Source organism: Roseibium sp. (assembly GCF_965216085.1).
In the GTDB taxonomy this organism is placed as follows: domain Bacteria; phylum Pseudomonadota; class Alphaproteobacteria; order Rhizobiales; family Stappiaceae; genus Roseibium.
Genome location: NZ_OZ244138.1, coordinates 1,939,113 through 1,959,328, shown reverse-complemented (window position 1 = coordinate 1,959,328; position 20,216 = coordinate 1,939,113). Strand labels below are relative to the sequence as shown.

24 protein-coding genes are annotated in these 20,216 nt (G+C 53.4%); 9 read left to right on the top strand and 15 right to left on the bottom strand.

The window, feature by feature from the left end; genetic code table 11:
* Positions 1–22 precede the first annotated feature (22 nt).
* Positions 23–232 carry a hypothetical protein gene (locus tag ACOOFE_RS09005; protein WP_420414649.1) on the bottom strand — a complete coding sequence of 70 codons (210 nt, stop codon included), beginning with the start codon at positions 230–232 and terminating at the stop codon, positions 23–25.
* Positions 233–639: 407 nt separating this feature from the next.
* Here ACOOFE_RS09005 and ACOOFE_RS09000 point away from each other — a divergent pair, with 407 nt between their 5' ends.
* Positions 640–1,587, top strand: coding sequence for a DUF2336 domain-containing protein (locus ACOOFE_RS09000; RefSeq protein ID WP_420414648.1), 948 nt, complete (start codon positions 640–642; stop codon positions 1,585–1,587).
* An 11-nt stretch (positions 1,588–1,598) separates the two neighbouring features.
* On the opposite strand, the gene ACOOFE_RS08995 is transcribed toward ACOOFE_RS09000, so the two are convergent.
* Genes ACOOFE_RS08995 through ACOOFE_RS08985 form a run of 3 tightly spaced genes read right to left on the bottom strand, consistent with a single transcriptional unit; the run spans position 1,599 to position 3,836 of the window.
* Positions 1,599–1,976 carry a DUF1491 family protein gene (locus tag ACOOFE_RS08995; RefSeq protein WP_420414647.1) on the bottom strand — a complete coding sequence of 126 codons (378 nt, stop codon included), beginning with the start codon at positions 1,974–1,976 and terminating at the stop codon, positions 1,599–1,601.
* Positions 1,977–2,023: 47 nt separating this feature from the next.
* The gene (locus tag ACOOFE_RS08990) at positions 2,024–2,776 is read right to left on the bottom strand and encodes a peptidoglycan-binding domain-containing protein (RefSeq protein WP_420414646.1); all 753 of its coding nucleotides are present in this window, start codon (positions 2,774–2,776) and stop codon (positions 2,024–2,026) included.
* Between the two features lie 7 nt (positions 2,777–2,783).
* Positions 2,784–3,836, bottom strand: a complete 1,053-nt coding sequence (locus tag ACOOFE_RS08985) for a hypothetical protein (RefSeq protein ID WP_420414645.1) — start codon at positions 3,834–3,836, stop codon at positions 2,784–2,786.
* 391 nt (positions 3,837–4,227) lie between these two features.
* Here ACOOFE_RS08985 and ACOOFE_RS08980 point away from each other — a divergent pair, with 391 nt between their 5' ends.
* On the top strand, positions 4,228–4,671 hold the full coding sequence (locus tag ACOOFE_RS08980) for a DUF5330 domain-containing protein (RefSeq protein WP_420414644.1): 444 nt from the start codon (positions 4,228–4,230) through the stop codon (positions 4,669–4,671).
* A 277-nt stretch (positions 4,672–4,948) separates the two neighbouring features.
* Positions 4,949–5,380, top strand: coding sequence for a SufE family protein (locus ACOOFE_RS08975; protein WP_420414643.1), 432 nt, complete (start codon positions 4,949–4,951; stop codon positions 5,378–5,380).
* Between the two features lie 23 nt (positions 5,381–5,403).
* On the opposite strand, the gene ACOOFE_RS08970 is transcribed toward ACOOFE_RS08975, so the two are convergent.
* From ACOOFE_RS08970 to ACOOFE_RS08925, 10 genes are all read right to left on the bottom strand, one after another.
* Positions 5,404–6,231, bottom strand: coding sequence for a DUF6456 domain-containing protein (locus ACOOFE_RS08970; RefSeq protein ID WP_420414642.1), 828 nt, complete (start codon positions 6,229–6,231; stop codon positions 5,404–5,406).
* The gene (locus ACOOFE_RS08965) at positions 6,228–6,641 is read right to left on the bottom strand and encodes a helix-turn-helix domain-containing protein (RefSeq protein ID WP_420414641.1); all 414 of its coding nucleotides are present in this window, start codon (positions 6,639–6,641) and stop codon (positions 6,228–6,230) included. The genes ACOOFE_RS08970 and ACOOFE_RS08965 overlap by 4 nt, the downstream gene beginning before the upstream one ends.
* A gap of 327 nt (positions 6,642–6,968) precedes the next feature.
* Positions 6,969–7,385, bottom strand: coding sequence for a MucR family transcriptional regulator (locus tag ACOOFE_RS08960; protein WP_141186116.1), 417 nt, complete (start codon positions 7,383–7,385; stop codon positions 6,969–6,971).
* A 318-nt stretch (positions 7,386–7,703) separates the two neighbouring features.
* Positions 7,704–8,051 carry a monovalent cation/H(+) antiporter subunit G gene (mnhG, locus tag ACOOFE_RS08955; protein WP_141186115.1) on the bottom strand — a complete coding sequence of 116 codons (348 nt, stop codon included), beginning with the start codon at positions 8,049–8,051 and terminating at the stop codon, positions 7,704–7,706.
* The gene (locus tag ACOOFE_RS08950) at positions 8,048–8,404 is read right to left on the bottom strand and encodes a cation:proton antiporter (protein WP_141186114.1); all 357 of its coding nucleotides are present in this window, start codon (positions 8,402–8,404) and stop codon (positions 8,048–8,050) included. Before ACOOFE_RS08950 ends, mnhG begins: the two co-directional genes overlap by 4 nt.
* The gene (locus tag ACOOFE_RS08945; RefSeq protein ID WP_141186113.1) at positions 8,401–8,877 is read right to left on the bottom strand and encodes a Na+/H+ antiporter subunit E; all 477 of its coding nucleotides are present in this window, start codon (positions 8,875–8,877) and stop codon (positions 8,401–8,403) included. The genes ACOOFE_RS08950 and ACOOFE_RS08945 overlap by 4 nt, the downstream gene beginning before the upstream one ends.
* On the bottom strand, positions 8,877–10,469 hold the full coding sequence (locus ACOOFE_RS08940; RefSeq protein ID WP_420414640.1) for a Na+/H+ antiporter subunit D: 1,593 nt from the start codon (positions 10,467–10,469) through the stop codon (positions 8,877–8,879). Before ACOOFE_RS08940 ends, ACOOFE_RS08945 begins: the two co-directional genes overlap by 1 nt.
* A 5-nt stretch (positions 10,470–10,474) precedes the next feature.
* The gene (locus ACOOFE_RS08935; protein ID WP_420414639.1) at positions 10,475–10,852 is read right to left on the bottom strand and encodes a Na+/H+ antiporter subunit C; all 378 of its coding nucleotides are present in this window, start codon (positions 10,850–10,852) and stop codon (positions 10,475–10,477) included.
* Positions 10,852–11,271: a Na+/H+ antiporter subunit B gene (locus tag ACOOFE_RS08930; RefSeq protein WP_141186110.1), complete on the bottom strand. Its 420-nt coding sequence runs from the start codon at positions 11,269–11,271 to the stop codon at positions 10,852–10,854. Before ACOOFE_RS08930 ends, ACOOFE_RS08935 begins: the two co-directional genes overlap by 1 nt.
* Positions 11,271–13,643, bottom strand: a complete 2,373-nt coding sequence (locus ACOOFE_RS08925; protein WP_420414638.1) for a putative monovalent cation/H+ antiporter subunit A — start codon at positions 13,641–13,643, stop codon at positions 11,271–11,273. The genes ACOOFE_RS08930 and ACOOFE_RS08925 overlap by 1 nt, the downstream gene beginning before the upstream one ends.
* Positions 13,644–14,059: 416 nt before the next feature.
* On the opposite strand from ACOOFE_RS08925, the gene ACOOFE_RS08920 reads away from it, so the two are divergent.
* From ACOOFE_RS08920 to ACOOFE_RS08910, 3 genes are all read left to right on the top strand, one after another.
* Positions 14,060–15,037, top strand: a complete 978-nt coding sequence (locus tag ACOOFE_RS08920) for a GGDEF domain-containing protein (RefSeq protein ID WP_420414637.1) — start codon at positions 14,060–14,062, stop codon at positions 15,035–15,037.
* 74 nt (positions 15,038–15,111) lie between these two features.
* Positions 15,112–15,528, top strand: coding sequence for a peptide-methionine (R)-S-oxide reductase MsrB (msrB, locus tag ACOOFE_RS08915; protein ID WP_420414636.1), 417 nt, complete (start codon positions 15,112–15,114; stop codon positions 15,526–15,528).
* Positions 15,529–15,691: 163 nt separating this feature from the next.
* A complete protein-coding gene (locus ACOOFE_RS08910) occupies positions 15,692–16,426 on the top strand; it encodes a substrate-binding periplasmic protein (RefSeq protein WP_420414635.1) in 735 nt (244 codons plus the stop codon).
* 44 nt (positions 16,427–16,470) lie between these two features.
* Here the strand turns inward: ACOOFE_RS08910 and ACOOFE_RS08905 are convergent, their stop codons facing one another.
* On the bottom strand, positions 16,471–16,854 hold the full coding sequence (locus ACOOFE_RS08905) for an MAPEG family protein (protein WP_420414634.1): 384 nt from the start codon (positions 16,852–16,854) through the stop codon (positions 16,471–16,473).
* A 117-nt stretch (positions 16,855–16,971) separates the two neighbouring features.
* On the opposite strand from ACOOFE_RS08905, the gene ACOOFE_RS08900 reads away from it, so the two are divergent.
* The 3 genes from ACOOFE_RS08900 (at position 16,972) to ACOOFE_RS08890 (ending at position 20,038) form a co-directional block, all read left to right on the top strand.
* On the top strand, positions 16,972–17,778 hold the full coding sequence (locus ACOOFE_RS08900; RefSeq protein ID WP_420414633.1) for a helix-turn-helix domain-containing protein: 807 nt from the start codon (positions 16,972–16,974) through the stop codon (positions 17,776–17,778).
* 30 nt (positions 17,779–17,808) lie between these two features.
* On the top strand, positions 17,809–18,669 hold the full coding sequence (locus ACOOFE_RS08895; protein WP_420414632.1) for a hypothetical protein: 861 nt from the start codon (positions 17,809–17,811) through the stop codon (positions 18,667–18,669).
* 130 nt (positions 18,670–18,799) lie between these two features.
* Complete coding sequence (locus tag ACOOFE_RS08890; protein ID WP_420414631.1) at positions 18,800–20,038, top strand: MFS transporter; 1,239 nt, start codon at positions 18,800–18,802, stop codon at positions 20,036–20,038.
* Positions 20,039–20,216 lie beyond the last annotated feature (178 nt).

Genomic DNA, 20,216 nt, shown 5'->3' with positions numbered 1-20,216 from the left:
TGCAGCTAGAGAGGCTCGAACGTCAGTCCTTGTCGGACGCAGCAGGTCCAGCAGCCTTTCCGATGGTGTTGATTCGTGCGCCAAGATCAAGGTCATGGTGCTCATAGCGGACACCTGGGAAGAGGATAACTTGTCCAAAACCATCCCGGTCCTGTACGCGGCGCCCTGCTGGACGGCAACCAACTCTGGCCGTCGGCCGTGGTGCTGAAGCAAAATCTAACAATGTGCCCATCGTCTCCTCCTTCGGTTCCAGCTTCCGCTGGAGCGATGGGCAGCGGAAACGGTCAATTGGGTGACGCGATACTACCTGTGGCCTCATTAAGCTGCCGTTCAGGTTAACAACATGCTAACGGTTTTGGTCCAAATTGAAGGAATGGAGACGGACTTATCCGCCGTTAATTTGTGTTTTTTCAGGTGTCATACGCCGCCAGAGAACGGTTCCAACGTACTGTGCAGACCTCAATACAAACTCCCGAAACGCCTTCCACACAGTCAGCAGACGATGGAATTCTGCTTTCTGCCGCAGAACTTTTCGCGGGACGAAACGGCCATAACACGCAGGAAATAAAAGTTTTTCTGGAACTTTCGAAAAACCTACTGCCAACGGCTTCTCTTAGGGACCGGCGCCAGATTGCCAATATGCTGGCATCCCATCCGGACACACCAGGAGAACTCTTAGAGTTGCTTGCCGGTGACGATGACGCCCTCACGGCTTATCCAGTTCTTCGGCACAGTTCTTCGCTTTCTGTGGATCTGTTAAAAAAAATAGTCAAAGCCGGTCCGGAGACGGCCCGTAAGGCGATTGCTGGCCGCAACGCATTGGAACCAGTGATTCTGGTTAAACTCTGTGATCATGGCAGTACAGATACCATTCGCTTTCTTTTGGACCGGAACGATCTCACTCTGAACCAGAGTCATATGGAGCAGCTTGGCCGGCGCAGCGATCTTATCGCAGACCTCGGACAAGAATTGTCCAGCCGCCAGGCTTTGAACGCTGAAAGCTTGATGAGCCAGTTTCTCTACCTGCCTGCCTCTTTGCGGGCCAAGGCCATAGCAACAGCCGAAACCATGGGCCTGATCAAGCAGGCGCAATTACCTTTGCAGGCAAAAATCCCTGCCATCGACACGGCTCGCTTACGTCTGCACGGTGCGCTTTTGAAGGCTGCTAACCTTCAAAAACGGACCCGGTTTGCCGACTGTCTCGGGCAAGGGCTCGGTCTTCCCAGTTCGATCAGCCATATGATGCCGCAAGAGGATCAAGGCGAGGCCTTGGTGATTGCTCTAAAGGCACTTGGCATGTCCCGGGCTAATACCGCGACTGTCTTGATCCGTCTTCTTGGCGAGCGCCTCCCGATACAGGACATTCGAAAACTGCTTTTCCTGCACCGGAACCTAAGTTTGGCGGCGGCTGAAGCTCTGGTTGCCTCCTGGACCTTGCTTGGGGAACAACCGCCGTCTGACCAGAAAAAGACAACCCGGCATGCAGCTCAGTACCAAGACCAGGACCGGCTCGCCCGCGACACCAGACCCCATCGTTCGGGGACAGGAACGCAGTCTTCTGCACGCACGCGGCAAAGCACGGGCTAGCGCACCAATACTTATAGACGGAAGAAGGCATCTGCCGGGTTTGGGGTATCTTGATCTTTCGCCAAAGGCAGATCCACTTTGCCATCGGCCGCTTCGATCTCGACGACCCAGAAGTCCGGATCCATCCGCGCCTCCCGCTCCAGGCGGGTTTCAATGTCGGCACGTTCAACGGAAGATAGCACTTGTTCAAACAGACGACCTTGATCGCCATCGTCAAAAAAGGCTTGAGGAGCGGGCGCGTAGAGATCGTACCGGCCGTTTCGGAGATCAATGATCACGAGTATCGCGCCAGCTTCAGCTGCGCCTTTGCGGGTAACCGCGGCAAAGCCATTGTCAGAAAACGTTTGACGAACCAGTGCACTGACAAATAGTTCAGAAATAACCCGCATGACCACCTCCGGATTGCGACGCGTCCCGGCGCCCGCCCTCCTGCATATTACCGGTCAAAGCGCTGACCGCTGACCATTTCCAGCCGTTCAAGCGTTTCCGGGTTGGGTTCACCTGTCTCCGGCAATCCCCTGTCCAGCTCAAACCGCCGAAGCGCGGCAGATGTGTTGCCCCCCATCACGCCATCGGCAATCAGAGGACCGTACCCAAGTTGGGAAAGCGCGTATTGGATTTTTTTAAGCTTGGGATCTGCATCAACACTGCCAGCAACCTCTTGATCAACAGCGACAGACGTTGTTCCAGACGCACGCGGCTTTGTACGCGGAACCGGCGGTGCATCCAAGGCGACCGGATCATCGCCATGCAAAAGCACCAGTGCCAGGAGGCCTTCGTTCGCCTGACCGGTTTCAACTCTCCCGGCTCTACGTTCAAATGCACGGATCGCCCGTTCCGTCGCCGGGCCGTTGACGCCATCAAGCGGCCCAACATAAAGACCCAGCTTGCGCAAAGATATTTGAAGGTCCAGAACGAGGGTGGAAATCTCCTGCACGGGTACAAGGCCACGGCGCCCATCGGGTTCTGGCACTTGAACTGTATCGGGCCACGCGCGTGTGGAATAATAGGGTGCCGGATGACGCCCGGGCTGCAGGCCAACCGCATTCGCTATGATCAGGCACGCCGTCAACCCCATGACAACCGTCCCGCCGGCCGCAACTGGATTATCCCGGGCGACATGGCCGGCCCGGCTCATCATGGTTTCCGGTGGCTCTTGCTTTTTCGATCGTTTCCCCTGCTTCGCCATGAACCACCTATGCCGATTTCATAAGTGTTTCAGGCTGCCAGGCATCTTCTGCTGGCTGCAGCTCATTCCCAGCCGAAATACGCGCAACATCCGCCGCATTTGTCGGCAGAATCTGATCCGCGTCTTTGATCGGGTCCAAAGCAATCAGCACAGACCTGCCTTCGGCTTTGCATTGGGAGCCCCTCCCAAGATCACCAAGCGGCGCCAATCGGACCGCCATTTTGGAATATTGAATACCGTTTGGTTCTTCTCCGTCTTCCGGACAAGTGCGGATTAAAACTTCCAAATTGGATACCAGCCCTTTGTGGCGGGCTTCGGATAGCCGGGTCAAATAAAGCGGACGGTCGGTGACATGCAAACGCGCAAAGATCCAATCCGGCCCAGCTGAGGCAAAAGCAGCACCAAACAACTGCCTCGCGGGACCAGCAAGAAGCCGCACCTCGCCCGAGGTTTGAACCTTGCAGACAATCCCGGACAAAGTTTGGTTCAATGTTTGAAAGTCATCCAGAGACACTCTGTGCAAAATCCGGCTCCGTTGCCGGTCACCGATCAAACGAACGACAAGTGTCCCCGCATAGATCAAAGCGCCCAGAACCGCGACAGGTTCAACACTGGATAGAACACCCATCATCGAAGAAAAGCTGCCGGAAAACGCCAGCAAAGACAGATAGAGAACGCCACAGAAACCAGTCACCACCATCGCAGTCCTGCGCCGAGACGCAAACGCGGCTTCCAAACACGGAATCAACAACCAAATCACAGCAAAGGAGCTGGCCCCGCCCGTCAATGCACAAATGGCAGCCGTGAACACGGCAAACAGTCCGGCTGACAGTGTAATCGCCCGCTCCAAGTTGCCGGATCGGGAAAGATACAGCGCCAAAGGCCACTGGCTGAGCATCCAGGTAATCATGAGCACGGCGGCTGCTGGAGGCGCACCGGCCAATGCCAAATGAAGCGGCAAAACAAGAAGTGCAATGGCACCGGAAAAAAAACATCCTAAAAGGAAGGATCTATGAAGCGGCCCGCAATACGGATCCGTCACAGCCTCCGGGTGAATCATTCCATCAACCCGGCTCGCCCAGACCTCCCAGGCATTTCCCAAAAACTTCAGATAGTTACTCAAAACATACTACCGATACACACGCGGGAATCGGGCCCGCAAAACTGTTATCGGCATTTTCGCCCGCACCGCTTAAGGAACGATAAAGGATAAGTCCCATTCGTCCAAAAATTGCATTATTTTCATTTTTTTCAGGGGCTTGACTGAAATTCATTCAAATTTGAATCAAATTCTCAGAAAACTTGTCTTAAATGCATGTTTTATTTTATGAAAATTGGCATTTCCGGTTCAACCGGACGTTCTGATGTCGCTGCTAGTGTCTGTTTCATAACGAGTGTGCCAACAGCTCAACAAGGCACACCTAATGTGAAAAGAACTATGGGTAGCAGCAATGTTCTTTCTTTTGAGAACGGCCTTTTGGCTAACACTTGTGCTGGTCCTTATTCCGATTGGGTCGGAAGAGGAGAGTACACCCGTTGAATCCGTCAACCCTGTCTCAGCGTACCTTGCTGCGCAAGCGACAGTATCGGACATCGGCGGATTTTGTGATCGCAATCCCGTGGCATGCGAGACAGGTGGAAACGCGCTGACCGCTATCGGCAGCCGCGCCCGCGATGGTGCCCGGATTGTATACGAGTATCTGGACACACAGGTTGCCGAGGACACCTCCCGCGACACGATGATCACAGGCTCGACAAACGTTCAGCCGACATCGGATCAATCTGTACAGATTGAATATCCGGCATTTGAGACTGTGGCAGCGGACGCTCAAGACAAGACTACCGAAATTGGGCCAACACCGCGGCCCAAACCCCGCTCAGGGCCAAAAACCTGAGTAAAACCACTAGGCGTTCCGACGACCTCCAGAACGTTACGAGTGGTTGATTGCGCCCCGCTCGTGCGGTGCAACCGCATCGCAAAGGACGGCTTCACTTCAGCGGACGTTTTCCGCTACGCCGCAGACGGACAGCTGCCCATTTCGTCTGCGGCGTTTCTTTGTCTTTCGCCTGATATTTTTTGCCATTTCACTGAGAAAATCGTCGCTGCCAGGATAGGCAGGATGTCATGAGCGGGCTATATGAAGCGCATAGACAGCATTTAAGACCCGGATCATGAAAACAACACTTGATGACATCCTGGAAAGTTTCGAGTTCCTGGACGACTGGGAAGACCGTTACAAATATCTGATCGACTTGGGCAAGGAGCTGCCCCCGCTTTCAGATGCGGAACGCAGTGAAGACCACAAGGTTCGTGGCTGCGTCTCACAAGTGTGGTTGATCACAAGTATAGAAAAAAACACCGACGGTGTGCCGGTGCTCATATTCCGCGGCGACAGTGATGCTCTGATCGTACAAGGTCTTGTCGCTATTGTGACCGCGATCTTTAACGGCAAGACAGCCGCTGACATATTGAGCATCGATGTGGAAGCGATTTTTAAAAAGCTGGGCTTACAAGAACACCTCACCCCGCAACGCTCCAACGGCCTACGTTCAATGGTTGGGCGAATCCGGGCAGATGCAGAGGCTGCTTTGGCAGCCGCCTAAGCTGTCCGTCAATTGATCTCAGCCTATTTTGCCTGCCAAGTGTGAATGTGGCCCCGCCCGGCGGCAGCCTGGGTTTTTTCGCCATAACGCTCCACGAGTGCTGACAGCCCAATCTGCAGGACGATCTTGGCGCAGCGCGCCGGCCAGCCGCGCTCTTCTTCGACTTTCTCAAGACCTTTCAGGTGGCAACAAACGTCGACAAGCACACCGGCTAGAACTGGTTCCATACTAGCCAAAATCCGCTCAACCCGCTGGCGCGCTGACAGAACATCATCGCTTAAGTCCCTGAGCCCCGATCGCGCCGGACCGGAATCGATCCGTTCCGTCCGCCACCCCTGACCAATCGCCGGCATCATGGCCGCAAAGGTGTAATCGGCGCGCAAACGTTCTCCGGCCCGGACTTGTTCGGGTTCGAGCAGCGCTTTGCCATTCTTACCTTTCCGCACGGCAAGCCGGGCCAATGGACTCTCATCGAGATTTGTTTTGGTACGTATTGGAGCAGGCCGGCGTTTCGAAGCAGAATCTTCCGTTTTCTGCTGGTAGCTAATGGTCCGATGCTGATCCGAATAAGCCTCAGCTCCGCTCAAAGCCCTTCGAAGCGCCGCCCGTCCCGCCTTAGTTATTCTGCATTCTTCCTTTGTGTTGAGATCAACAACACCTGAGGCAAGCGCTTGCTTGATAAGGTTGTCACACCAAGCCGTACGAACCCCGCCACCAGAGCGGATGAGAACCCATGAAATCTGGTCCTTCATCTGCCTGCGCATTAGTTTTGCGCCTGGCGCCGATAAGTTACGCAATAGGCGAACCCGATTTTGCCGGCTTTCAGATGTGGAGGTTTCGACAAAACTCACTTTGCCCTCCACACAAACGAACCAAACAAAGGGTCTTTTCTTAACGTGATCAGTTCTTCGATCTCACTGACAAGCTGGTCAAAAAACGGATCTTCCCGCCTGTGCTCTATGGTTCTGCAGGCATAGGACGCAGTCGAGCGGTCACGCTGGTACTTTCGACCGACAACAGCCAAAGGCAACCCAAACTCCACATGCGCAAGATACATGATCAATTGACGCGCTTCTGCAACATGCTTTGGGCCACGGGTAACAATATAGAAGTCGTGCGGTTTAATACAGAAAGCGCGCGAGACATAACCTTCGGCCAAATGCAAATGGGCGGCCAGCCTATTCGCAGCAAGCAGGCGGTGCGGCTCTTTCTCCACATCCGCCGACACTATTAGAAAATTCCCTCCCCGGTTCCCAATCATGTTGTCACTCCCTGTTGTGAACACAAAGACTGTCAAAGATCTGGAACTCCGGCTCCGGGCTTTCTCTCAATAGAAGCTTCAATATGGAAACCGGTGTTCTCCCTACCCACGGCCGCTAGGCTTATTTTCCTACATTCTAGCGCTGCAATTCATAGAGGTGGATAAGTTATTTCACAACCTTAATATTCAGAAGCGCATAGGGAGCCTGTTTTGAACAAACATTGGATTGAATTGCTATTTTCGCAATAAGATAGAAACGAACCAAAAAACGAAAAAAGCCGCCCAATTTGGGCGGCTTTTTTTGTTTTACTATAATCTATTGACAGATTACTTGGCGCGCTTACGCTGCTGGCCCAGACCCATTTTCTTTGCCAACTCGGACCGAGCAGCGGCATAGTTAGGCGCAACCATCGGATAATCGGCAGCCAGATCCCACTTATCGCGGTATTCTTCCGGTGTCATGTTGTAGTGCGTGCGCAGATGGCGCTTGAGCGACTTGAACTTCTTACCGTCTTCCAAGCAGATGATGTAATCCGGCATGACAGACTTCTTGACCGGCACTGCTGGTTTCAGCGGCTCCGGCTCCGGCTCATTCGAAGCGGCCGCCGTTTTATGCAGAGCACCATATACTTCGTTGATAAGACCTGGAAGATCTGTTGACGCAACGGTATTGTTGCTCACATATGCGGAAACAATGTCGGCAGTAAGGTCAATCAAATTTGCTTCGACCAGATTATCAGTCATTTCACACCTGTTCTCTACTGAAATTCGAATCTGTGGCGATGATTACCTGCAACTCCAAACACCGTAAGTGAACACAAGAATAAGGATACTTACGAGCGCGAGAATCGGCAAAGACTCTACTTTGCAGGTGCCTGTGACAGCCTTATATAGATGGTAACGCGTACAGACAAGCCCAAATTCCAAATAAAACAACAATGGATGCAATAAAAAATGAGACATGGGAAATAATGATCATTTCCCAGTCATTGTATCCGCATTCGATAAAAAGTATTACCGCAAGGTCATTCTATGCCTACGAGACCATACTTTCCGTCTCATTTAAGTGTCATTAGGCCGTATGACCTCTGCCAACGCATCCTCTTTGGTGTCTGCGCAGGCCCGGTAACCTGCGGCATAGGACGCTTTTGCCAAGAGATGCGCCGATATCGGAGCCGTCAGCAGAAAAAACACTACACCTGCAAGAGCCCGCGTAGCAATCGCAAGGTCAGTTGCATAAATAGCCAGCGCAATGAGCATCAGACCTGAGCCCAAAGTTCCCGCCTTTGACGCCGCATGCATGCGCATATAGACGTCCTTTAAGCGTATGAGGCCGATAGAAGCCACCAGGGCAAATGAAGCTCCGATGACAAGCATTATGCCGGTTAGAATCTCAATCAGGGCGGTCATTGGCCTGCCTCCCGGCGTTCAATACTTTCTTTGACTTCCTGCGCGATGGTTTCGTCACCTGCCAGCCCCCGGTGCAAAATAAAACGGGCAAAGGCAACTGTTGCCAGAAAGCCGACAAGACCAAGCGTGATGGCTATGTCGATATAAAGATGGTAGTCGGTCAGGACACCAATCGCAGCGATAAAACCGATCCCAACGGCGACCAGCATGTCGAGCGCAACAACCCGATCCGGCAAACTGGGACCCTTTACCGTCCGATAGACGATGATGAGAAATGCGACGGTCAGAATCGCAAGCGAGGCATTAACCGACCAATCGAGAAAGCTGGCAGAGAACTCTTCATACTGGGTCATCGGAACGCCTCCAGAATCTTGCGCTCAAAGCCGTTCTTGATGTCGTCAATCGTTTCCTGCGGATCTGGAACATCGATGCAGTGGACATAAAGGGTGCCACGATCGTCGGACACATCCACCGACAGCGTGCCCGGGGTCAGGGTGATCAGGTTCGCGAGCATGGCAATCTCAAAATCCCGATCAACCGTCAGCGGAACAGCGATAATGCCAGGCTGCAAATCGATTTTAGGGCGCAGCACGATGACTGCCACCCGCCACGCGGATTTGACCAGTTCCCGCACAAACATGAAAGCTAGGCCAATCGATTTCGTGAACCGGCGGAAATAGGCATCCGTTCCCACCTGCTCCCGGATCAGGTAAAGCGCAGCGCTGCCTAGCAAAAAGCCGAAGGCAAGGTTGATCTCAGCAAAGCTGCCAGTCACGGCTGCCCAGGCAAGCGCGAGAAGAATGTTGATGAGAAAGAGACCTGTCATCACTGATCTCCAAAGACCGACCGCAAGTAGCCGAAGGGTTCAACGACCCCGCTGGCACCGCGTGTTGAAAGTTCAAGCATCCATTCCGGCTGCAGGCCAAAATAGACGATTAGTGCTGTCAGAATTCCAAGGGGAAGCCAAAGCGCGCTGCTGGCCAGCGCGGTTCCGCTATCCGGCGCCCCCCTCACCGCGACCGCCTGCCCGTCCGCGGTTCCTTCCGGTCCGCCGCGCCAAAAGGCAAAGATCCAGACCCGCCCCATAGCCAAGGTGGTTAGAAAACCGCTGAACAAAATCGCCGCTCCCAGCCAAGACCGGCCATCGGAAAAAGCTGCGTCGACCAGGATCACCTTGGGCCAGAATCCGGAAAATGGCGGCAAGCCGGACACTGCAAATCCGAGCACCAAAAATACCGCGGCAAATGCTGCACTCTTTTGGTAGAGCCCCCCAAGAGCGCGCAAATCATAGGATCCGCCCATCAAGTTAATAATCCCGGACGCCATATAGAGGGCCGTCATGACGATGATGGAATGAACGGCGTAGAAGATGGCGCCAGAAATGGACAATGTGGAGCCAACAGCAACTCCGGCCAGCATTGACCCGATCCCAGCGATAACAAGGTATCCCAGCATCCGGCGGAGTTCCGATTGCGCCAAAGCGCCAAAGGCCCCGGTTAGCAGGGTCAAAATGGCGACAAGCGCAATCAGATCGGACATGTACCCGCGTGAAGCCGGCAGGATCATCACGAACACACGGATCAGCGCATAAACGCCGACCTTGGTCAGAAGGCCTGCAAAAACCGCTGAAACGACAATATTCGGCGTATGATAGGACGCCGGAAGCCAGAAATTGACCGGAAAGGCCGCTGCTTTCATGGCAAATGCCAGGAAATAGAGAGCTGCGACCGTAGCCAATGTCCCGGATGCCGGTTCATTCAATGCGGCGACCTTTATGGCAATATCGGCCATGTTGAGGGTACCGAAGATCCCATAAAGAAGACCGGTCGCGATCAGGAAGAAGTTGGTACCGATCAGATTGAGCACGCCATATTTCACCGCGCCGTCCAACTGCATCCGGTCATTGCCCAGGATGAGCAGGCCATAAGAGGCGATCAGCAACACTTCGAACCAGACATAAAGGTTGAATATGTCCCCGGTCAGAAACGCGCCGCTGACCCCTGTCATCAGCAACAACAGGAACGGATAAAACCCATAGCGCCGACCGGTGCTGTCGACCGATGCAGCCCCGTAGAGACCGGCACAAAATGCAACGACGGACCCGACAAAGGACATGGTCGCGCTCAGCGCATCGACCGAAAACGCAATGCCAAAGGGCGGCAACCAGCTGCCCATGACCATGGTGATCACTCCATGATCGAGCACCCGTATCAACAACCCGGCATTTGCCAGCACAAGCAGCGCCAGAAAACCAATACCGAGCCGGGCCTGCCAGTCGGTGTGCTTGCGCAGCATCAAACACAAAGAGCCGCCAAGGAGCGTGATCAAAGACGGTGCGACCACAAAGAAATCACCGGCGGCCACAGGTTCGGTGGCCATTGCCAGAGCGTAGTCAACGGAAACGGATGAACCGGCCATAAAGCTTAGTATCCTTGCGGCGGGGATTGGTCGTTTTCGGGTTCGGCCAGGCGCATTTCATCCACCTCATCGGTGCCTAGCTCCTGATAGGCGCGGAAAGCCAGAACCAAAAGAAACGCGAAGAACGAAAAGGAAATCACGATCGCCGTCAGCACCAACGCCTGCGGCAACGGGTTCGCGGTGGCAACTTCGGGTGTGTAAAGATGGCTCGGGATCAAAGGCGGAACTTCACGGATCAACCGGCCATTGGTGAAGATCAGCATATTGACCGCATTGCCGAGGATCGCGACGCCCAGCAGCATCCGGACAATCTGCCGGGACATCATCAAATACACAGCAACAGCGAAGAACAATCCGATCAGGTAGACAACGATGGTTTCCATCAATCCGCCTCCCTTTCTTCCAGGGAAAGGGCAATTGACCCAATTGCTCCAACCACCACAAGATAGACGCCGATATCAAAGACAAGCGGTGTCGACAGGGCGATTTCGACATCCGCCAGATGGAAGATGAGCCACTGACTGGTCATATAGGCCTGGCCGAACACAAGCGACGGCAGACCGGCCAGCGCTCCAATGAAAAGGCCAAAAGCGGAAATGCTCATCGGGTGAAACACAATCGCCCGCCTCACGGAGGCTACACCGCAGGCGATACCAAAAATCGCCAGAGCGGAAGCTGCAATGAGGCCGCCAATAAACCCTCCCCCCGGTTCATTGTGCCCGCGCAACAGAACGAAAATGGAAAACAACACCATCAAAGCAGCGAGATACGGCGCAAAGGTGCGGAAAATGACCGTACGCATCAGCGAGCCTCCCCGGGATTAGGCTGGACAGCTGCCTGTTGTGGCTTGTCCGGCTTTGTGCGCACTCGGATCAAGGCCAGAACACAGAGACCTGCAAGCGCAACCACTGCGATTTCGCCAAGCGTATCGAAACCGCGGAAGTCAACCAGGATCACGTTGACGATGTTCCGGCCATGGGCGATGGCACGGCTGTATTCAGTAAAGAAGTCAGACAAACGGCTGTCGAACGGCTGCTGGGTGATGGCCAGCAATGTCAGGGTCAGACCAAGGCCAACCGAGGCGGCAATCACGCCGGTCACCAGCGCAGATAGGCGTGTTCGCGGATCCTTGGGAGAAAGGTTCAACCGGGTCATTACAAGAGCAAGGATCACCACCGAGAGCGTTTCCACCATGAACTGGGTGAACGACAGGTCCGGCGCACCGAACATCATGAAGATGACGGCAACCGCAAACCCCTGAATTCCGAGCGACACGATCGCCGTCAGACGTGTTTTGGCAATCAAGACCGCAATCAGGCCCATCACGGCAATCGCAAAAATGCCCCACTCATAGAACCGGTAGTCCGGAATCTTGGGCATGTCTGGGAAACTGTTTGTCAGGTAACCAGGCAGCAAAACTGCAAAACCGGCAAAGACAAATGTCATGAACATGTAAGTCTGCATTTTGCCGTTCTGAAGACGGCGGGTCAGCCATCCCGAGAAGGAAACGATGCTTGCGATGACTTGGTCAAAGCCCTTGTCGGGGCCCCAGCCAATGGATGTCAGTACACCCGCGACCAGCGCTCTCAGTTTGTCGAGTTGAGTAAACAGTACAGCACCGGTGACAACCGTGATCAACGACAGGATCAACGGTGCATTTATCTTGGTCGGCCACAAATGCAGATCAACTTGCGTGAATGTTCCCACAAGAGACGACAAGGTCGGCCCGACAAACAAGATCCCGGTCGTGTGAGCCATGAAAGCCAGTACAAGACCTGTGACCGACAGGACAACAGGACCGGCGAACAGCAGAACGGGACCTTCATGGGCATGTTTTGGTGTTTCAATCTTCGGTCCAAAGAAGGGTTTGATCGCAACGGCTGCAGCGATCACCAGCATCAAGGCATTGCCCAGAACCGCAGTGATTGTGATCAGAAGACCGAACTCCGGCCAGCCCCAAGTACCGTAGTAGAGGACTTCCTTGGCAATGAAGCCAATGAATGGTGGCAATCCGGCCATCGACAAACCAGCAAGGCACGCGGCAGCAAAGGTCACAGGCATTGCTGAGCGCAATCCGCCCAATTTGGTAATGTCCCTTGTGCCGGCTTCATGATCGATGGTGCCGGCAACCATAAAGAGCGCTCCTTTAAAGAGCGAGTGCGCCAGCAAATAAAGAGCCGCCCCTTCCAGGGCCTTTTCGTAGCTGGTCCCGGTCAGCATAACCAAGAGGCCAAGCGAGGCAACGGTCGTATAGGCGAGCATCAACTTCAGGTCTGTCTGGCGAACAGCCAGAATTGTGCCGACAAGCAAGGTGACTCCCCCAAAGAGCGGCAAAACTGTCGTCCAAAGCGCTGTGTCTCCTAGCAGCGGATGCATGCGCATCAGCAAATAGACACCCGCCTTCACCATGGTGGCAGAGTGCAAGAATGCTGAAACCGGAGTTGGCGCTTCCATCGCGTTCGGCAGCCAGAAATGGAACGGAAACTGTGCGGATTTTGTGAATGCTCCACCAAGCACCAGAAGGAAGATCGGCAGATAAAGGCCTGTCTCCTTGACAATATCCGGTGACGACAGAAGAACCGACATTTCGATCTCGCCGGTCGCCGAGATGATAAAGATGAAGCCCGCCAGCAGCAGCAATCCGCCGCCGCCGGTCACCACTAATGCCTGGATTGCCGCCCGGCGCGATGCCGCTCTCAAGTGATCGAATCCAATCAGCAGGAACGACGTTATGGACGTCAGCTCCCAGAAGATGAACAGCGAGATCAGATTGTTGCCGAGCACCAGGCCAAGCATAGCGCCCATAAATAGGAACAGAAACGAGAAGAACCGCCCTTGCTGCGGGTGACCTTTCAAATATCCGCCTGCATAAAGGATAATAAAGGTTCCGATACCCGATATCAGAAGCGCAAAAAGCGCCGACAATCCATCCACATAGACGGAGAAGTTCACACCATAGCTCGGCGCCCAGGCAACGGCGGCGACAAAGGTTTCCCCTTTAGACACCGGCCCGACAAATCCGCAAAAATGCAGAAAGACCAGCGCAGGAATTACAGCCAAAGGCCAGGCGGCATTGTGCTTGAGCCACTTGGTCAGGATAGGAGCAACGGCAGCGGCCGCGAACGGCGCTAACACAGCCAGAAGCGTGGTCTCGTCGGTTACTGCAGGCGTCATGCTGGTCTTTCGTTAGTTTTACGATGGGACAGCCAGAATGGACATTGGCGAATCAACACCCATACCATTGATAATAGCGAGCCAAAGAGATGCGCACATGTCTTAGGTATTTTGAGTGTGCCCTTCAAGACATTTTGCCCCTTTGTTCCTATGTTTAGTAAGTGCAAAAGAACTGTTTTCCCTAGTGTTTTCGGACCATTCTACAAAAGTATTTAAAATTTGACTCACTTTGTCTCCGACGGCAGAAAAAGCCGCCAAAGCTCGGTTAAGCACTGGCTGTAGAGCCCTATATGTTCTTCGGAGAGGAATTGACCAGTAGCAATCGGACCACAAAGCCCTCTTGATTTAACGCCTTGAATAACGTTCACTTTCATTACTGTCGTAGCGTTGTCAGCGGGATATGAGCGAGGCTAAGCATGGCTTTGGACCACAACGGAGACAACACATCCGGAGCAGCGTCCTCTCAGCGACCGGGCATTGATTTTGAACGATTGATTAGCCTGAGCAGCGAAGCGGTTCTTCAATTGACACTCGAAGGCGAAATCATGTTCGTTTCGCCGGCTGCAGAACGTCTATTCGGCTGGGGAAAAGACAAGCTACAAGAGCATCTAAGTGACCTTGTGTATCTTGGTCCACCCAATCCGGATGCTGATGTTGTTCATAAGATCTTGGCCGGAAGCGCAGACTTTGAAACCCAGCTTCCACATGCAGAAATCCAACTTCGTTCAGCCTTTGGGACACTGGTCTGGGCAGAGGTGACGGCACACCTTTTGGAAGACGACACCGGACAGCCGACAGCATTTGCAGTCTTTTTCCGAAATATTGCCCGGCGGAAGGAGCTGGAAGGGCTTTTAGAAGCGGCAACACAAACTGATCCGCTGACCGGTCTTTTCAACCGGAGGGCTTTTGAGGATTCCTTAAAACGGGAATGGGCTGTCGCCCTGCGTGAAAAAACCCACACGACACTGATTAAGGTATCGCTCGATAAATTTGATGCGCTTTCCGAACAATACGGGCCAAGCGCTGCCGAAGACTGCTTATCCAAAGTCGCGAATATGTTGAAAGACACCGCACGGCGCCCCGCCGATGTTGCCGCCCGGACTGCGATGTCCGAATTCGCCCTGCTTCTACCGCGAACGCATGAGTTGGGCGCTGAAACGATCAGTGCCTATATCCAGGTAGCTGTGCAGGATTTAGGTATCCCTAACCCAGACAACGCTGCAGGTGATGGCGTAGTAACTGCTTCAGTCGGCTCCGCTTGTGCTGTCGCCGATCATAAAGGCATTTCAGAAAGCTCCGAATTTCTTCTGGCGACAGCTGAAACTTGTGTCTTTCAAGCCCGTCAGGAAGGCGGCAACCGGGTCAAATCAGCCATGAGTGTTCTTGGCCTATAGCCGAGTAATTGCGCTCTTGTCAGCACACAACCATTTACTTATGTGCTTTCAAAACTATTGCTGAGGAAACAAAAATGAGCCAGGACGAAGGCAATAAAGTCAGGAAACCAACCGCAGAATGGATGGCTCAGCTGTCGCCCGAGCAATTCTACGTCACCCGGCAATCGGGCACAGAGCGTCCCTATACCGGTCCCTATTGGAACAGTTTCGAAACCGGGCGGTACGACTGCGTGTGCTGTAACGCGCCATTGTTTCTCTCAGACACGAAATTTGACGCCGGATGTGGCTGGCCCAGCTTTTTCCAAGCCGTAACTCCTGATGCAATCCGGGAAATCGAAGATCATTCTCACGGGATGATCCGCACTGAGATCCGCTGCAACCGGTGCGACGCGCATTTAGGCCATGTTTTTCCTGATGGCCCCGCACCGACCGGATTGCGCTATTGCATGAATGGTCACGCGATGCAGTTCGAGCCAGACGGCAAAGCGTAACACATCTTTTAGTTGAAAATCTTACAATTACTCAACCTCATGATTTACCAACCAAACGCCAAGCTCTAGTAAATCTTAGAACTTTCGGCCAGTTGTTTAGGTTTCCGTTACAGAGACACTGTTAAATATCCTGATTGGAATGAGCACAATCAGGGGATTTCACTTGCCTATTCTTCGGATCCTAGGTCCCGTTCTGGCGGGAATTTGTGTGTTTCTGAGCTGGTCTGCGCTTGCTCACAGTCATAACAAGATCATTGCCTATACGGGCTACCTCCCGCCGCTTTCCATAAACAAGCAAGAACAAGGAATTGCGGTCGAAATTATGCAGCTTGTGGCAGAAGAAGCGGGACTTGAACTTGATATCCGGTTTGCTCCTTGGAAACGGGCCCAAATTCTGGCGGAAAACACACCGGGCTCTCTGTTGTTTTCCCTCGCCTATTCCAGAAAACGCAGCGAAAAGTTCGCCTATATCGCGCCACTTCTCTACACCGAAAGTGCCTTCGTTACCCTGGACAAGCGGATCGACAGTTTCGAGACGGCTGTTGAAGAAGGTAAAACCATCGGCGTCCACCTCGGCAGCTACCGTGCGAAGATTCTGAAGAGAAACGGTCTCACCAACCTGACTGAAATTGCAAGCGCGGAACAAATGTCAGACATGCTGCATGCCGGCCGCATCGATGCCTGGTACACGATGTCCATGCGCGCCAGTTACATGGCTAAGAAGAGGGGCCGCGATCCGCACCAATTGATCATCGGCGCCCCCATGTCTCATGGTGTGCAATGGCTTGCGGCAAATCGGGACATTCATCCCGTGCTCAAAGGCCGGATTTCCGAAGCCGTTTCAAAAGTCTGGCGGGACCCGCGTTTCTGGCAAATTGTCGACAGCTACGCACAGTGAACGGCTCCCTGTAAGCAGGCCTGTCGAATTGCGATCCTGGGTCCTCAGGCAATCAGTGCCCAGAACATCATAAGATTGCCGATCAGCGCAATTGAGTATGCGATCGACCTGGGGCCAGGAATGCCGCTGAGATACGCAGGGACAAACACCAGTCGTGCCCAAAAGAAAACCTGCGCACCGAGAACGGCAAGTTCGGTGTTTGTTTTGGGAACAACATAGGAAAGAAGTGCAGGAACAAGGAAGAACGGCAGGTTCTCTTTCATATTGTTCAGCGCTCGATCGGCCCGGCCGGTGATCAACCCCTTCTCGGGCATCTCATCCCGCCCGCCCGCATGTCTCATCAGCCCTTCAGTCGGCAGATACATCGCCGCGCTTAAATAGATTTGTGCCAGATGAAGGGCAAGAACGGCAAAGATCCAAGTGGTCATCTATATCTCCAGCTAAAGTGAATTGTTGGCTGCTGTACCGGAGCTTACGGTTCCGGTATCCGCATTCAATTCCTTCACAGGGAATAGAAAATTCGTGCAAGACTCGGGTCGTAGTTGATGAACACTCAAACAAACGCGTTTGGCAGCACCTTAAAATCGCTCCGTCGCGAACGTGGATTGAGCCAAGCAGTGCTGGCGGACAAATTGGGTTCAACCCAGCGCCACATCTCGTTTCTTGAAACTGGCCGCGCGCGCCCAAGTCCCTTCATGGTGAAGAGGATTGAACGCGAATTGGTTCTATCCGTTGCACGCGGCCATGTGCTTTATGAAGCTGCAGGATTTACGAGCCCTTACAAAAGCCGCGCTGAAGATTCTCCGGATGTTTTGGACGCACTCGATTTGATCGAGAAACGCCTACTCGCCAATTGGCCATTTCCTGCATTTGTGCTCGACAAACGATGGACAATTCTACGCTCAAACCTACCTGGCACGCTATTTTTGACCGAGTTTGTTAAATCGCAGAACAAACCGCCAAATCTGTTCCAGATTTTCCTCTCGCCGGTCTTTCGCGAACGGGTTCTTAATTGGCAAGAGGCCGCTCCCATTTTTGCTGCCCGTCTTTATAGGGAGGCAGCTGTAGACCCCGAGTTGGCAGAGTTGTTGGAAAAAGCACGCCTGGATGGACTTCTTGACGGCCTTGAGAATAACGATTGGACAGAAGTTCCGGTGTTTGTCCCTGTCGAGTTCTCCGGCCCCGATGGCACTCCCCTTCGATTAACCTCTCTTCTTGGCCAGCTCGCATCTGTTCAGGATGCGGTCATCGAAGGTATGACAGTTGAGTTGATGGTGCCTATGGATACAGCCACAGAAGCTTGCCTTTTGAAGACCGGGCAGCAAGCTGAAAACATTCAGACGGCAAAGTAAATGCCTGGACAAACAAGAGACACTGCGACCGTGACTATCCAAACTATTTTGGCGGTACTCTTCAGAGTGTCGCTCTTGACGTTTTCTCTTTTGCGCCCGAGCTGGGCGGACGAACGGTTACCGGATGGCGAGATCACGCGCCTCGACTTGGAGAACAAATCCTATTCTGCCTGGTACGGGTCTCCAACAACCCGCTATCGGCACGGAATTTTGGGCGATGCTGTTGAGGCAGCATCTCTTCACTTCAAAACAAACGATCAGACCTACTCAGTTTTCTTACCCGAGGATCAGGTTTTTGAAGATCGAACACCCAGGCTTTCGGATTTAGACAACGACCGCCAACCCGAAGTCATCACAATTCGCTCTTTTCTAAATTCTGGCGGAAGTGTTGCTGTTTACGGCATTTGGGATGGTGTCTTGACGGAACTGGCGAGCTCTCGTGCCATTGGCAAAACAAACCGGTGGCTGAACATAGCTGGAATTGGAGATTTTGCAGGAACCGGTCAATCCCAGATTGCTTTTGTGGAAACGCCGCATATCGGAGGAACACTCTATTTTGCTGAGTGGCATGGCACAGAGCTGAAGCTAAAAGCCTCGCTTGGCGGCTTTTCCAATCACAAAATTGGCGCGCGGGAGCAAAATCTCAGCGCGATTATCAATTACAACAGCGATGATTTGCCGGACCTCGTCGTCCCCTCAAACACCCGCAGGATTTTACGGATAGTAGGATTTGACGAAGGCGTCTTGAAGGAATTCGACCGAAAAAAGCTCCCTTCGCCGGTTGCCCGACACGTCGTAGATAGCAAGCAACTCAGAAAAAACTGCGCCGTCTTTGAGCTGGAGAACCGCGAGCTCGTCACCATCTGTGGTCATGCAGGATCAGCACAGTAACAGGCCTATCGGCATTCCCGGCAGATTCCCTCTCATTCACAACGCTTGTCGATCACCGCACAGATATTGATTGGCCGCTTGTGAGCGGACCTGATAGGCAGGTTGACGTCCCTGTCCTTGAGAACCGCTAATGTCCGTCGCTACCGCCACTGATCCCTATATGCCCGATGGTTCCTATGCCTGGTTCAGGCTGGCCATCTCGATACTGTTGAGCACGCTTGGCGGTGCAGGCATGTGGGCCGTGGTGATCGTGATGCCTGCTGTCCAGGTTGATTTCGGTATCGACCGCGCCGGCGCCGCCCTTCCCTACACATTGACGATGATTGGGTTCGGCCTTGGCAACTATCTGCTTGGCCGGTTTGTCGATCGGTACGGGATTGTTCCCCCGGTTATCGCCTCGGCTCTTTTCTTGAGCGCAGGCTTTGCGCTCGCTGCACTCTCAACGGACATTTGGAGCTTTTCGCTTGCTCAAGGGGTCCTGATTGGTCTGGGGACTTCAGCGACCTTTGGCCCGCTGGTCGCGGATGTTTCCCACTGGTTTGTCAAGCGCCGCGGCCTTGCGGTCGCCTGTGCGGCTTGTGGCAATTACCTCGCGGGTGTTGTTTGGCCGTCCCTGATCCAATGGAATCTTGCCACCAATGACTGGCGTGAAACCTATCTGCTGATCGCGGTAATCTGCCTCCTCAGCATGATCCCGCTCGCTCTGTTTTTGCGCCGCCCTCCGCCAGAAACAGCCTTCAGCACCGCTCCTGAAACCACGCCTTTTAGCCAAATCTCGACTGGCCTGTCACCGCAAGCCCTGCAAGCGCTTCTGGTGATTGCCGCAATTGGGTGCTGCGTTGCCATGTCGATGCCCCAAGTTCATATCGTTGCTTATTGTGTCGACCTTGGGTATGGCGTAGCGCCTGGTGCAGACATGATTGCCATCATGACGGCTGCTGGTGTTATCAGCCGTCTGGTCTCCGGGGTGCTCGCAGACAAGATCGGCGGTGTAAAAACATTGCTCCTAGGTTCAGTCTTGCAATGCGCTGCCTTGTTTTTATTTATTCCATTCAATGGGCTGGCATCGCTATACCTGATTTCGTTGATCTTCGGCTTGAGCCAGGGTGGGATTGTGCCCAGCTACGCGGTGATTGTACGGGAATATCTACCGGCACGCGAAGCTGGACAACGGGTCGGGCTTGTCATCATGGCGACGATTCTCGGCATGGCGCTTGGCGGCTGGCTCTCAGGATGGATCTATGATCTGACCGGCTCCTATAACGCTGCGTTCCTCAATGGCATTGCCTGGAACGTCCTGAATATGGCCATCATAATTGCAATTTTGATCAAGGGACGTCCCAAAACACTCCTGCCTCGCGCGCTGTAATAATACAAGAGCAGCAAGAAAAGCTGAAAACCTTGATAATATCACCGATATTCAAGCCAACAATACACTCAAGAGCCCCTTCCAAAGAAAGAAGGGCTTAAGTTATATAATATATCTTACAAGAGGAAAAACTGACAACACGCTGAAGTAGCAACATATCGTGAAGGTCCATACTTGA